Here is a 14,444-nt window from a genome sequence, read left to right as displayed (position 1 = left end):
ACGCGTTGCGCTGAGTCCTGAGGCTGTTGCAATGAAAATGACAATCAAGGAAATGAACTTCCATTTCGGCATACGGTCGATTTTTTGGGGTATTCGGTCGGCATTTCGTTATAATCATCTCGGTTTTATTTCTTATGGTTTATCTATCAGCGCAAGACGATGTCAGATGGAGGTCTGAATGTACAAGCGCACTAAGATTGTATGCACCATGGGTCCCGCCTGCGATAGCGACGAGACCATCCGCGAGATGATCAAGGCGGGCATGAACGTCGCCCGTTTTAACTTCTCGCACGGCTCCTACGACGAGCACCACGGTCGCATCGAGCGCGTCCGCCGTATTTCCAAGGAGCTCGGTCTGCCTGTCGGCATCCTGCTCGACACCAAGGGCCCCGAGGTCCGCACCGGCCTTCTGGTCGACGGCAAGAAGGTTGCCGTCAAGACCGGCGACAAGATCGTCGTCACCGCTCAGCCCACGTCCGAGGATTTCCACGGCACCTCTGAGCACATCTCCCTCGACTACCTGGCTCTGCCCTCCGAGGTCGAGAAGGGCTCCCTTATCCTGATCGATGACGGCCTGGTTGCCCTCGAGGTCGAGTCCGTCAGCGGCCAGGACATGACCTGCGTCGTTAAGAACGACGGCCTGATCGGCGAGCGCAAGGGCGTCAACATGCCCAACGTCAACATCTCGCTGCCCGCCATCACCGAGCGCGATCGTCAGGACATCCTCTTTGGCCTGACCGAGAACATCGATTACATCGCCGCTTCCTTCATCCGTGACGGCGAGTCCGTCCGCGGCATCCGCAAGCTTTGCCGCGAGAACGGTGGCGAGCACGTGACGATCTTCCCGAAGATCGAGTGTGCCCTGGGCGTCGAGAACTTCGACGAGATCCTCGAGGCTTCCGACGGCATCATGGTCGCCCGTGGCGACCTGGGCATCGAGATCAAGCCCGAGCTTGTTCCGCACATCCAGAAGGAGATCATCGCCAAGTGCAACGCGGCCTACAAGCCCGTTATCACCGCTACGCAGATGCTCGACTCCATGCAGCAGAACCCGCGCCCGACGCGCGCCGAGGTTGCCGACGTTGCTAACGCCATCTACGACGGCACCGACGCCGTCATGCTGTCCGGCGAGTCCGCTGCCGGTAAGTACCCGGTTGAGGCCGTCAAGATGCAGGCCAGCATCGCTCTCGAGACCGAGAAGTACCTCCCGGCCCACGCTCCGCTCGAGGTTCCGGCTGACGCTCACGGCACCCGCGTCGTCAACAACGTTGTGGGTATGTCCGCTGTGAACATGGCCACCACCGTTGGCGCCAAGTGCATCACCGTGCCGACGACCACCGGTCGTACCGCTCGCTTGATCTCGCACTTCCGTCCCAACATGCCGATCTGCGCGTTCTCCCGCCACGAGTGGGCCGTCCAGCAGATGATCATGTACTGGGGCGTTATCCCGCATCAGGCCGAGATTACCCAGGGCACCGTCAACGGCACGATCGTCAAGGCGATCGAGACCGCTAAGGAGCTCGGCTACGTCGAGGCCGGCGATCTGACCGTCGCCACCGCCGGCGATCCCCGCATGAGCGTCCAGCTCGAGGACAAGGTCTCCTCGACCAACGTCGCTTACGTCGCTCAGGTCCGCTAAATCGTACTTGCAAGCATGTTTGCATTGCAAAGGGCCTGGAAGGCTTCGCCTTCCGGGCCCTTTTTCTGTGTCAATGCCGGCACACGGCAAAACACGCACCCATTTCTTTACCAAAAGCGCGAAATCCACCTTTCGAGGCCCAAAAATAAAGTCCCAAGTGCTAAAAGTGTTCGCCCGATGGCGAAACCACACCTTACCTGACGCTGCTAAATCGTTTTAGCAAGAGCCAGATCGACCGCGTTTTCGGAAGTATGCGGCAAATTCTGAGACCTCCGAGCACACCCCGTTTTTTCGCAACAAAATGCCTGATAAACTGGCATCAAAAGCCAGGTCTGCTCACAGGGTTCAGATTTTGCCGCATACTTCCGAATTGACGCTGGCATCGCACGGTCCAAAAGCACATTTCGACCAGGAGGATATCATGGACCTGACGCTATGCGGTCAATCCGCTTTTTACTATCACCGTATCCCGCCGCAGGTATTAGGGCTTTACCCCGCCATTAGCCTTGGCAATATGGATCGCAGATGTTGCGGCCTCGGAAGTCATGCAGTTGTAAAAGACCTGCTTCATGCACCGCTTCACAGGCTTGTATTCACTCGAGCACAATCCGGGTCGCGAAGCCTGTTTAAATCGCACCTCCTGACCCAAGAGCCGCCTCCCGGGTCGTTTAGGCAAACTGAACATGGATTTGATGTCACGTCGCCCGAGTTTACGCTGCTCAGCCTTGCTACGCAGGTCTCACGCAACCAGTTACTCATGGCTTGCCACGAGATGTGCGGCTCCTTTGCAGTGTTTAAGCCCTGCGAGCGAACGCAACAACAACTCGATGAAGCCATTTCGCTTAAGCTCATTCCACCCAACTGCGGTTGGGAGCGTGTTGTCGACACCAAGGGCAATGACACCAATTTGTGGAAGCGCCCGCCGCTCCTCAGCGCGGCGGATATCGCCGCGTTCGCCAAGCAGGCTGCAGGCCTGCGCGGCGTTAAACAACTGCGCTGGGCGGCCGAGCACATGACGGGGCAGACCGCCTCGCCCTTCGAAGTACAGACCTCCATACTTGTCTCGCTCCCCCGCAACGAGGGCGGCATGGGTATCAACATCGCAAACAACGTGCGCATCCCACTCAGCGACGCCGCGCGCTCACTGTATGACAAAACCTGCTGCTACGCCGATATCCTCATCGAGAGCAACACCGACAGCATGGGCGTCATCCTGGAATGCCAAGGCCGCTCCGCCCACGATGGCGAAGCCGCAAGTCTCTCCGATGCCGAGCGCACCACCGCCCTCACAAGCATGGGCTATGACGTTATCCAGATAACCTATGAGCAAATCAAAGACACGAAGAGCTTTAACAACATCGCCGAACTCATCCATAAAAAGGCAGGGCTCCCCTACATCCCAAAGACCGATCAGGAACGCACCACCGAAGATGCCCTGCGGCGGGAGCTATTGGTCGATTGGGATGAGCTGTTCGCCGTCAAGCCGGCCGGCTAGCAGCTAGCGATCAGGGGGACTGCGGGAACGTCAGAAGAGGCAACGCGAGTCGCAAAGCCCACCTCGGTCAGCTCGATGACCTCGGAAAACGTTGCATCGAAAAACTCCTCAGTTAGCAGGCGATACGGCGGATGATCGGGCTCGCCGGGGTTTTCGCGTACAATCTCGTGCATGACGCCGATGGTCTTGAGCACATACTCCTTATGGATGGGATACTGCCCAAAACGCGTCGCAGCGGTATACAGGCGATCGGTCGCACGCGGGATGGAAACAATGCCCAGCGTCTTGCCAAACCAGTCAAAGTCGCCTTGCTTTTTAATGCGGAACTCCTCGCACGGCTTGCCGCCGTGTGCTTCCAGATACTGGTTCACACGCGTGTTCCATACCGTGTCGGCCACCAGATGCGACCAGACGCCCAGCGTTAAATCGAGCAGTGACTGCGCCACATCTTCGGACGCAAGCGAGAACTCACAGGCGCTGGGACCGGCAACCGGCTCGGCATCCTTGTAGCGCTGGGGATAATGCACCCGATTGAGTCGCTCGCGCTCCTCGGCGATCGAGGTCGCGGCAGCCGGCGTACCAACAGGCGCCCCTTTGAGCAGCGGCGCCACATAGGTATCCCAGAACTCGTGCTCGCGCGGCTTAGGGATAGGCTCGGGCTTTGCAAAGTGCGTAATGCGGTACGGGATGGGATCGGCGATGCCAGGGACCATATAGCCCACGAAGATATCCGGAACCACGCAGCCAAACAAAAAGGCATTGCGGTCGCGCACGCTATTGGCAAGCGCACCGGTGCGCTCCAGCAAACGCTCCGTCTGAGCGATATGAATGTTCCAGCTTGGCATAGCCACCCCCATAAAAACCTGGATAACTATACCATCACGGCAAAGCCGCGCGGGCGGCTACGCACGCTCTACGCAGCAACTAGTCCGTAGCACCGCTTTCGGTCCCATACGACGGCGAAGGCGCCTCGACCACATGGTGATATCGATCGATATAGATTGCACGGGCACCCAGGCGTCGCACCAAATCCTGGTGATGTGTGCTCATCAAGACCGTCTTGCCCGCCGCGACGTAAGCCAGCAAGAAGTTAACCACGATGTCGCATGAATCCTCGTCGAGCCCATTGGTAGGCTCGTCGAGAACCAGGATATCCGGGTTCATCGACACCACCGCAGCCAGCGCAACGCGCTTCTTTTGCCCGCCCGAGAGCTGATAGGGCGAGGCATCGACCAGATCGGCAACCTGGAACAGCTTCATGGCATCGCGGACGCGGCGCTCGAGCTCGTCTGTCGGCAGCCCCATTTGAGCCGGGCCAAACGCGACTTCCTCGCCCACCGTAGCGCAAAAGAGCTGCGCATCGGCGTTTTGGAACACAAAGCCCACGCGCTGATGGAACCGCTGGGCCGTCGCGGAATCCTTGAGATATGCCGAATCGACCGTATGCCCGTCGAACAGGTACGCACCCGCGTCCGCAAGCTCAAGGCCGTTAATAAGACGCATGATTGTCGTCTTGCCGCAGCCGTTGGGACCTAGCAGGGCAACGAGCTCCCCACGGTTCACCTGCAGCGAAACGCCGTCGACCACCGTATGGCCCGCATAGGAAAACGCCACGTCGCGAAACTCGATGAGCGGCGTGGTCTCAACGCCGGCAGCACCGCTCGCAACCATCGCGTTATTCGTATCGTTTGCCAAAACGTTGCCCTTCCCTACTCACATCGACGGTTCGACCGTCCGCACTACAACACCGCGCACAACACGGCGAACAACGCCACAACGGCCGCATAAACCGCATCGCGCCAGCCAAAGCCGCTCAGTGCAGGCGCCGGATACACGCCGGCGAAGCCGCGGCACAGCATGGCCTCGTCCATCGCGCGGCTGCATTCCATCGCCTTGATAAACGTCATGCCCATGATACCCGCCAGCGAGTCGGTGCGCGAAAAACCCGCAGGCGCGGAACCGACGCTACGCAGCATGACCGATTCGCACAGATCGTGCGCTGTGCGTCCCAGCACCTCAATATGCTTGAGCGCCATATCAAACGTAAAGATGACCTCGTCGGGCAGGTGCAGCATTTTGAGCGCCGCCGACATGCGGCTCCAGGTAAGCGTCCACGAAACACCCAGCACCAGCGACACATTAATGAACGTCTTGAGCGCGATCTTGAGCATGGCGCCCGCGGCAGACGCGCCCAGCAGCAGGGCAGGCAGTGCCAGAACCACCGCAAGCCCCGTGGCGCCGAGCGCCGGTACAAAGGTCGCACGCAGCCCGCGAGCGGGGCGCACCGCGACCAACACCAGCGCGATAGCCGCCATCAGCATCAGGTACAGCGGGCTCTGCGTCAGACACACGCACAGGACGCAGACGAACATCCCCACCAGGCGCACCGGAGCCGAAACGCAAGAAAGGGCGCGGTCGACCATCGACCCGCCCTCGTGCGCGCCTCCACCCAGGCGAACCCGCTCAAGCAGGCTCGCCAGGTGCAGGACGTTCTTTTGCATCACACGATGCCGAGCCCCCGCGGGCTCGTAACGCTGCTCGACCGCAAGCCAGCTAGGCAGCTCGGCTATTGCCATGAGCACCGCTTTCCTTGACCGTCAGCGAGATCAGACGGAATGCGATGGTGAGCACCGCCACGCCAATCACGCCCGAAAGGATATACATGGTAGCCTGGCCGGCAAAGCCAAGGCCTTGCTCCTCGGAATAGGCCTGCAGATAATCGCCCGTGGGCAGGGCATCGGCAAAGGTCGGGGTATCGAGACCGACCGAAGCCTGCAGGCTGTCATCGCCAGCCTCTTGAACGGCGGTCGCGGCGCCCTCGGCGTCCCACTCACCCCAGGCGTCACCCGTGGCCAGCAGGCCCAGCGGTGTTGCTACGACAAGCACGGCAACCAGGATGAGCGTGGGGACCAGCGAGGTCTTCTTGGCGGCAACGCCCTCGGCAGCAAGTTGGCCATCGACGGCCTCGGGCCCGACAATGATGCTCGGCGCCGTCTTCTTAATGAAACCGTAGATCGCGGCCGTCGCCACGCCCTCGATCACGCCGGCAACCAGCATATGCGGGATCAACATGGCCGGAATAGCCACGGACAGCGGGAAGGGGCAGTACAGCGGCGCGCCCGAAGCATTGGTAAAGAGCATCGGCTGAATACCAAACTCGATTGCCGCGCACAGGGCCGCCAGGCACAGGCCGACCCAGCCGCTTACGATGGCAGAAACTGAGGTGCCCCAGCTCTTGTCGTGCAGACGGCTGTTGAGCGCACGGAACACGATAGCAGCGACAAACGGCAGCACAAAGGCCATGTTAAAGCAGTTGGCGCCAAACGACAGAACGCCGCCGTCTCCAAACAGCAGCGCCTGCAGCGCCAGCGCGACCGAGACAGCGATAGCCGCAGCCTCGGGGCCCAGCAGCAACGCGATGAACGCGCCGCCAACAGCGTGACCAGTGGTGCCACCGGGCAGCGGCACGTTGAACATCATGAGCAAGAAGGAGAACGCGGCGCAAATGCCCAAGAACGCCATATGCTCGCGATCGAGCGTGGCGCGCACCTTTTTGATGCAGTGGACCCATACGGGCACCATCGCCACCGCCATGACGGCATCGGTCTGCGGGGACAGGTAGTTGTCTGGAATGTGCATATACGCCTCCCGGTTGTCGGCGCACAGAATTGCAACGCCGCTTGAATCACCTTGCCAGTGTTACGCATTGCCAGATTCGTAACACGCCGCGGGCTATCATAGCAAAACGGCGCGCTGCCGACAAAGCAGCACGCCGTTATGTAATGCGTGTGTCATATATGCAGGCTCAGCGATGCCTTTTCCGAACACCGCGGTCACGCAGAGCCCACAGCAACCGCCATCAGGCCCTACGCTCCCAGCGCAAGTCCTAGCCGCGGACCTCGCCGTTCACACCCTTGCACACCTTGGTGACGATCTTCTGGTGCGCCTTCTCGACCTCTTCGCTGGTGAGCGTGTGGTCGTCGGAGCGATACGTAAGCGCGAAGGCCATGGACTTCTTGCCCGCACCGATGCGGATGGGATCGCGGTAGACGTCGAACAGGCGCACGCCCTCGAGCAGCTTGCCTCCGGCACTCGTAATACGACGCTCAAGATCCTCGCAGGTCACAGTGTTGTCGACCACGATAGCGAGGTCGTGCTCAACGGCCGGGTACTGCGAGAACTCACGGTAGTTCTCCTGGTTACGGGCGCCCTTGATCAGCTTGTCCAGATCGAGCTCAAAGGCAACGACGACCTCGTCAATGCCCATAGCCTCGCGTGCCTCGGGGTGGATCTCGCCAACCCAGCCCAGCACGGTACCGCCCGAGAGCACCTCGGCAGCACGACCCGGCTGCAGGAAGGCATAGCTCTCGCCCTCGACGGGACGGAAGCGAACCTTCTCGATGCGCAGCTGGGCGAGCAGCTCCTCGACAATACCCTTGCCAAAGAAGAAGCGCAGCTTGCGGTACTTCATGTTCCAGGACTGCTCGCTCCACTGGCCCGAGAGCACACCCGCCACGGACTTGGTCTCCTTGGGCAGGCTGGCGTTCTCGCGACCGTGGAACAGGCTGCCGACCTCGTACAGGTGCACGTTGGGCGTGCCGTGGGCCTCGTTATAGGCCACGGATTGCAACAGGCCCGGCAGCAGCGAACGACGCATCTCGGTCTGCTCGGCTACCAGCGGGTTCATGAGCACCACGGGGCAGCCGCGGCCCTCGGTGGACATGCCGATCTTCTCCAGGTCGCCCGGGGCGGCAAAGCCAAAGGTCGTGGTCTCGTTGAGGCCGCAGGCGCGCAAGATCTCGCCGACCTTGCGGGTGAGCTTCTGCTCGCGGGTCAGGCCGCCGATGTGGTTCTTGGCAGCCGGGATGGTCGCCGTCACGCGGCCCATGCCCCACAGGCGCAGAACCTCCTCGATCAGATCGATCTCGCGCGGCAGGTCGGGGCGGAAGCTCGGCGGAGTGACCATAAAGTCCTCGCCGTCGCACTCGACGGCGCAGCCCAGGCGGGTGAGCGAGCGCTCGATAAAGTCGGGCTCGATGTCAGCACCGCAGATGGCGTGCACGCGGGCCAGGCGCAGCTTAATGCTGTCGATGGTCTTGGGCGCGGGGAACACGTCGATGTAGCCGGGAGCAACCTCGCCGCCGGCGATCTCCTCGGTGAGCGCGCACGTGACGTTGGCGACATCCACGCAGCCGGTCTCGTCGACCTGGCGCTCAAAGCGAATGGAGGCGTCGGAGATCAGCGACAGGTCACGGCTGGTGTGCGAGGTGCGACCGGCGTTGAAGCAGGCGCTCTCGACCATCACGTCGACGGTGTCGTCCTCGATCTCGGAATCCATGCCGCCCATAACGCCGGCCAACGCCACGGGGCGCTCGCCGTCGGTGATGAGGCCCATGCCGGCGTCGAGCGTGCGCTCCTCGCCGTCGAGGGTCGTAAACTTCTCGTCCTGCTGGGCAGCGCGAACCACCACGCGACGCCTGCCCTCGCGCTCGGCAAAGGTGGACAGGTCAAAGGCGTGCAGCGGCTGACCGGTGAGCATCATCACATAGTTGGTGATGTCGACGATATTGTTGTGCGGGCGCACGCCCAGGGCGTTAAGGCGCTTGACCATCCAGTCGGGCGACGGGCCAACCTTCACGTTGCGCACGATGCGGGCGACATAGCGGTCGCACAGGCCCTCGTCGGCAATCTCGACGGAAAGCTCGTCGTCGGTCGCGCGGCCAGTCTCCGCCTTGATGGCGGGCAGATCAACGTGGAAATCGCGATCGAAGATGGCACCGGTCTCGCGGGCCATGCCGATCATGGACAGGCAGTCGGGACGGTTGGGCGTGATCTCGCAGTCGAGCACGGTGTCGCTCGAGCCCACGTACTCGGCAAACGGCATGCCGCAGGGCGTATCCTCGGGCAGGATCATGATGCCGGAGTGGTCGCCGCCCAAGCCGAGCTCGCGCGCGGAGCAGTTCATGCCCATGGACACGACGCCGCGAAGCTTGCTCTTCTTGATCTTGATGTCGCCGGGCAGCTCGGCGCCGATCATGGCCGTGACGATGTGGTCGCCGGCCTCAAAGTTCTGCGCGCCGCAGACAATCTGCAGCGGGGCGGGGTTGCCGTCGGCGTCGAGGTTCTTGTCACCCACGTCGACCGAGCACACATACATGTGGTCGCTATCGGGGTGCGGGGTCTTGGTGAGCACCTGGGCGGTCACCACGTGGTCGAAGGACTCGCCCACGGTATCGATCGCCTCGACCTCGGTGCCGGTACGGATATATTCGTCCGAAAGGGTCTTGGGATCCTCCGGAATATCGATCATGGTCTTGAGCCAGTCGTAAGAAACGCGCATGTAGCTCTCCTAGTTCTTAATCTCCGCATAGGGAGGAAATATCAAATGAAGACGTTCGCCTTAGGGTTGTCCAGGTGCCCCAGGTTGGCGTGAAAGAGGAGCGACGCGTACTAAAGGTACGCGAGCGACGGTTTGAACGCCAAGATGGGGTGCCTGGACAAGCCTAAAATTGGTTCAGGAAGCGCATATCGCCCGTCATGAGAGTTCTGAGGTCGGGCAGGTCGTAGCGCAGGGCCGCGACGCGCTCGGCGCCAATGCCAAAGGCGAAGCCGGTGTACTTCTCGGGGTCGATGCCGCAGTTGATGAGGACGTTGGGGTCGACCATGCCGCAGCCCAGGATCTCGATCCAGCCGCTGTGCTTGCAGAAGTTGCAGCCCTTACCGCCGCACACGTGGCAGCTCACGTCCACCTCGCAGGAAGGCTCGGTGAAGGGGAAGAAGTGCGGGCGGTAGCGCGTCTTGCGGTCCTCGCCAAACATGCACTTAACAAAGTAGTCGAGCGTGCCCTTCAGGTCGCCGAAGGTGATGCCCTCGTCGACGACCAGGCCCTCGATCTGGTTGAACTGCGGCAGATGGCAGGCATCGGCTGTGTCGGGACGGTAAACGGTGCCCGGACAGATCATGTAGATGGGCGGCTTTTGCGACTCCATGGTGTGGATCTGCACGCCCGAGGTCTGGGTGCGCAGCAGCACGTCGGACTCGCCGTGGGCGTGAGCCTCGGGGTGCGCAACGCTGCCGGGATTGTTGTCGACCACGTAGAAGGTATCGCGGGCCGAGCGGCTCGGGTGATCCATGGGGGCGTTGAGCGCGGTGAAGTTGTAGTAGGAGGTGTCGACCATGGGGCCGGACTCGACGGTGTAGCCGATACCGCAGAAGATGTCCTCGGCCTCCTCGATAATCTGCTTGATCAGGTGCTGGTGGCCGATCTGCGGACGGATGCCCGGCAGCGTGATGTCGACGGCGTCGTGCTCCAGTGCGCGCTTGAGGGCGGCGGCCTTCATCTCGGTGTTGCGCTCGTCGAGCATGCCCTCAATCAGCTGGCGCATCTCGTTGGCTCGCTTGCCCATCACGGGACGATCCTCGGGGGCGAGCTTGCCCATCATGCGCATCAGGCCGGTGATGCGGCCCTTGCGGCCGAGCAGCTCAACGCGCGCAGCCTCGAGCTTGGCTGCGTCGTCGGCGCCTGCGACGAGCTCCTTGGCCTCTTCCTCGAGTTTGACCAGATCATCAATCAGACTCATGTCTTCCCTTTCGTCTCTCGCGCTCTCCGTTTGCCGAGGCAGCTGCCGCCGTCTGACGTTGCGAAAACGCGGCCCGGTTCGGTAATAAAAAAACCGTCCTCGGGCATGTGCATTGCCCAAGGACGGTTGAATTCCGCGGTACCACCTTGTTTGACCCGGCGGATGTCTGGCCCGCCGTGCCCACTCTGCGCCCCTTATCGCGAGGCTCACGGCTTCCCTACTGGGGCTTCGCCGCCGCTGGCCGCGCGCCCGTTGAGGTCGCTGCTCGGGAGTGAACGCTTGGCCCTTGCCACCGCAGGAAGGCTTGCAGCCCATGACCTTCCCTCTCTTGCCGGCGACGCGGCGGGCAAAACCCTCTCCGTCAACGCATTGGGCTACAGGATAACACATTCTGCGAGCATATCGCCGCGTTCCGTTTTGTCCGCACTGGGTACAAGGCAGGTGGCTGTGCAAACTGGCCGAACGCCCACCCGTGGCGTCCGGTCTGCGAGATCAAGGATATGGTATGGGTAAGAAGCACGATAAGAAGGCCAAGCCCGCAGTGGGCAAGACGCCCAAAGGCATGAAGGTCGATAAGGCCGTCAAAAAATTCCGCAAGCTCGAAGGCAAACTGTGGACCCGCGAGTACCTGCTCAAGATTGCCGAGTTCGATGGCGCGACGATTGCTCCCGCCAACGGCGCCGCGGCCCGCGCCGATGCTATGGGCACCCTTGCCGGCGAACATCACAAGCTCCTGACCAGCAAAAAGTCCGTTGAGCTCGTGCGCTCTCTCGCGCGTGAGACAGTCGCGGGCGAAAAGATCGACGACCCGCAGCTGCTCGACGAGATTCGCGTGCTCGGCCGCGACCAGCGCGAGGCAAGCGCCATTCCCACCGAAGAAGCCGAGGCCTGGACCAGGCTCACCTGCGAGGCCGATGCCGTGTGGCACAAGGCCAAGACGGCCAATGACTGGGCGAGCTTTGAGCCCTATGTGGACAAGATCGTCTGCCAGCTTAAGCGTCAGGCCGAGCTCATGGACCCCAAGCGCGACCCATACGATGTTTGGCTCGACCAGTACGAACGCGGCCTTTCCACCGAGAGCTTCGACGCGTTTTGCGACGAGGTCAAGGCCACCGTCGTGCCGCTCGTTCACGCCATCGGCGAGCGCGGCCAGCAGCCTACTGCCGACTTTTTGCACGCGCATGTGCCCGACGCCGCTCAGCGTGCCATGAGCTTCGACCTGATGAAGCTCGTCGGCCTTAACCTGGACGATACCACGCTCGCCTTTACCGAGCATCCGTTTAGCGAGGGCTTCTCGGTGGGCGACGCGCGTATTGCCACGCACATCTATGAGGACGACTGCATCTCCAACGTCTACAGCATCATCCACGAGGCGGGACATGCCATGTACGAGCTGGGCGTCAATCCCGCTTATGCGCGCACGTGCCTGGAGGGCGGCACTTCCATGGGCATCCACGAGAGCCAGAGCCGCTTCTTTGAGAACACCGTTGGCCGCAGCCGTGATTTTATGGGCCCGCTGCTCGAGGTGCTGCGCCGTCACGCGCCCGAGGTCTACGGCAACGTGGACGAAGATACGCTCTACCACGCCGTGAACATCGCCCAGCCGTCGCTGATCCGTACCGAGGCCGACGAGCTCACCTACCCGCTGCATATTATGGTGCGCTACGAGATTGAGCGCATGCTGTTTGCCGGCGAGGCCACGGCCAAGGACATCCCCGCGCTTTGGAATCGCTTTATGGACGAGTACCTGGGCATTCCGGTTCCCGACGACACGCGTGGCTGTCTGCAGGATACGCACTGGAGCGGCGGCTCGTTTGGCTACTTCCCCACCTATGCGCTGGGCAGCGCCTACGACGCCATGTTCGTGCCGGCCATGTGCCGCGACGGCGTCGACCTCAACGGCGCCTGTGCGAGCGGCGACCTGACACCCGTCCGCGCCTGGCTCGGCGAGCACATTTGGCAGTGGGGCCGCGCCAAGGACGCGCCGGAGCTCATCAAGGGCGCGTGCGGTATGGCGTTCGATGCCCGCTACTACTGCAGCTACCTACAGGACAAGTTCACCACGCTCTACGAGCTGTAAAGCCTAGGCAACACGCCAACGCAAAGGGACGCCGCAGGATCTATCCGCGGCGCCCCTTTTTCATCTAAACCAGAGACCCGGCACTTGGGGACGTTCCTTTTATGCCGGCACAATAGGAATGTCCCCAAGTGCCGGGTAAGCGAGCAAGGTGACGTGAAATGAAAGGGCGCTGACCTTCTGGTCGCGCCCTTGAAATTGAACGCCAGATTGCCGCTTAGGGGCGTTTGCAGCGTCGAGCAGCTACGCGGTTTGGTAAAACCGCGTAGCTATAAAGCCTCGAGCGCGTTGGCGATGCGCTTCATGGCAGCATCGGCGGATGCTTGGTCGGGCGCTTCGGCCAAAACGCGAATCACCGACTCGGTTCCACTTTTGCGCACGAGCACGCGGCCCTCGCCTGCCAGCGCAGTCTCGGCCTCGGCGATGGCGTTCTGCACGCCCATGTTCTCGAGCGCGGCGTCCTTATCCGCTACGCGCACGGCAACCTGCGCCTGCGGCAGCAGCTTGCACGGAGCCGTGAGCTGCGAGAGCGTCTCGCGCTCGGCACGAATCACTTCCATCACGCGCAGCGAGGTCATAATGCCGTCGCCCGTGCGCTCGATATCGCCAAAGATCGTATGGCCCGTCTGCTCGCCGCCCAGGCTGTAGCCGCCCTCGCGCATCTTGGCATACACGTGACGGTCGCCCACGCCGCTGGTCACGGCGCTCAGTCCGGCAAGCTCCAGCGACTTGACCAGACCAAAGTTGCTGGCGATCGTCGGCACCACGGTACCGCCCGAAAGGCGACCGTGCTTGTTCAGATACACGCCGCACACGTACAGGATCTGGTCGCCGTCTACCACGCGACCGCGCTCATCCACGGCCAGGCAGCGGTCGGCATCGCCGTCATAGGCAAAACCCACGTCCAGGCCTTGCTCCACCACGTGGCGCTGCAGGCGCTCCATATGCGTGGAGCCGCAGTCGACGTTGATGTTAAAGCCATCGGGCGCGGCGTTGATCACGCGCACGTCGGCGCCCAGCGCGTCGAACACCGGCTTGGCCACCGAGGACGCCGAGCCGTTGGCGCAGTCGAGACCGATCTTGACGCCCTGTAGCGAAAAATTCGAACTCGCAATGAGCGAGGCGATATAGCGGTTGCGCCCCTGCATGTAGTCCACCGTGGCGCCGATGTGGTTGCCCGTGGCCAGCGGCACCTCGCTCTTGCCATCGATGTAGTCCTCGATGAGCTCCAGCACGTCCTCGTCCATCTTAAAACCGTCGCTGTTGACGAGCTTAATGCCGTTATCGCAAAACGGGTTGTGGCTCGCGCTGATCATGATGCCGCAATCGAAGCAGCCTTCCACGGTCTGATGCGCTACGCCCGGCGTGGGGATCACGTGCAGCATATAGGCGTCCGCACCGCTCGCGACCAGGCCACTCACCAGCGCCGCCTCGAACATATAACTCGAGCGACGTGTGTCCTTGCCCACGATGACGCGCGCCTTGCGCTCGCGGTTGGCGCCGTAATACCAGCCCACAAAACGGCCAATCTTATAAGCGTGCTCTACCGTCAGCCCAACGTTGGCCTCACCGCGAAAGCCGTCGGTGCCAAAGTACTTCATGGTGGCGCGCGCAGACGTGGTGTAAGAGCGTCCCGAGGTCCGTCGCTGCAAG

10 protein-coding genes are annotated in these 14,444 nt (G+C 61.9%); 3 read left to right on the top strand and 7 right to left on the bottom strand.

Annotated elements, in window-relative coordinates:
- The first annotated feature begins 178 nt into the window (after positions 1 to 178).
- Positions 179 to 1,639 (top strand): pyruvate kinase, encoded by a 1,461-nt coding sequence (gene pyk / locus DW754_RS10375; protein WP_117563711.1) that lies wholly within the window; start codon positions 179 to 181, stop codon positions 1,637 to 1,639.
- A gap of 421 nt (positions 1,640 to 2,060) precedes the next feature.
- Positions 2,061 to 3,134 carry a hypothetical protein gene (locus tag DW754_RS10370; RefSeq protein ID WP_147336400.1) on the top strand — a complete coding sequence of 358 codons (1,074 nt, stop codon included), beginning with the start codon at positions 2,061 to 2,063 and terminating at the stop codon, positions 3,132 to 3,134.
- Here the strand turns inward: DW754_RS10370 and DW754_RS10365 are convergent.
- From DW754_RS10365 to pheS, 6 genes are all read right to left on the bottom strand, one after another.
- The gene (locus tag DW754_RS10365) at positions 3,131 to 3,979 is read right to left on the bottom strand and encodes a hypothetical protein (RefSeq protein WP_117759778.1); all 849 of its coding nucleotides are present in this window, start codon (positions 3,977 to 3,979) and stop codon (positions 3,131 to 3,133) included. The genes DW754_RS10370 and DW754_RS10365 overlap by 4 nt on opposite strands.
- A gap of 79 nt (positions 3,980 to 4,058) precedes the next feature.
- On the bottom strand, positions 4,059 to 4,829 hold the full coding sequence (locus DW754_RS10360; protein WP_117759776.1) for an energy-coupling factor ABC transporter ATP-binding protein: 771 nt from the start codon (positions 4,827 to 4,829) through the stop codon (positions 4,059 to 4,061).
- A gap of 44 nt (positions 4,830 to 4,873) precedes the next feature.
- Positions 4,874 to 5,710, bottom strand: a complete 837-nt coding sequence (locus DW754_RS10355) for an energy-coupling factor transporter transmembrane protein EcfT (RefSeq protein ID WP_117637396.1) — start codon at positions 5,708 to 5,710, stop codon at positions 4,874 to 4,876.
- Positions 5,688 to 6,773 carry a cobalt transporter CbiM gene (cbiM, locus tag DW754_RS10350; RefSeq protein WP_117759774.1) on the bottom strand — a complete coding sequence of 362 codons (1,086 nt, stop codon included), beginning with the start codon at positions 6,771 to 6,773 and terminating at the stop codon, positions 5,688 to 5,690. The genes DW754_RS10355 and cbiM overlap by 23 nt, the downstream gene beginning before the upstream one ends.
- Before the next feature lie 247 nt (positions 6,774 to 7,020).
- Entirely contained in the window at positions 7,021 to 9,474 is a 2,454-nt protein-coding gene (pheT, locus tag DW754_RS10345) for a phenylalanine--tRNA ligase subunit beta (RefSeq protein WP_117759772.1), read from the bottom strand.
- Between the two features lie 163 nt (positions 9,475 to 9,637).
- Positions 9,638 to 10,714, bottom strand: a complete 1,077-nt coding sequence (pheS, locus tag DW754_RS10340) for a phenylalanine--tRNA ligase subunit alpha (RefSeq protein ID WP_055250566.1) — start codon at positions 10,712 to 10,714, stop codon at positions 9,638 to 9,640.
- A 505-nt stretch (positions 10,715 to 11,219) separates the two neighbouring features.
- On the opposite strand from pheS, the gene DW754_RS10335 reads away from it, so the two are divergent.
- Entirely contained in the window at positions 11,220 to 12,794 is a 1,575-nt protein-coding gene (locus DW754_RS10335) for a carboxypeptidase M32 (RefSeq protein WP_117759770.1), read from the top strand.
- A 266-nt stretch (positions 12,795 to 13,060) separates the two neighbouring features.
- On the opposite strand, the gene glmM is transcribed toward DW754_RS10335, so the two are convergent.
- Positions 13,061 to 14,392, bottom strand: coding sequence for a phosphoglucosamine mutase (gene glmM / locus DW754_RS10330; RefSeq protein ID WP_117759782.1), 1,332 nt, complete (start codon positions 14,390 to 14,392; stop codon positions 13,061 to 13,063).
- Between the last annotated feature and the right edge of the window lie 52 nt (positions 14,393 to 14,444).

This window comes from Collinsella sp. AM29-10AC, from assembly GCF_003469085.1.
Classification (GTDB): Bacteria; Actinomycetota; Coriobacteriia; order Coriobacteriales; family Coriobacteriaceae; genus Collinsella.
The sequence above is the reverse complement of the archived record's forward strand: the minus strand, read 5'-3'. Positions and strand labels throughout refer to the sequence as shown.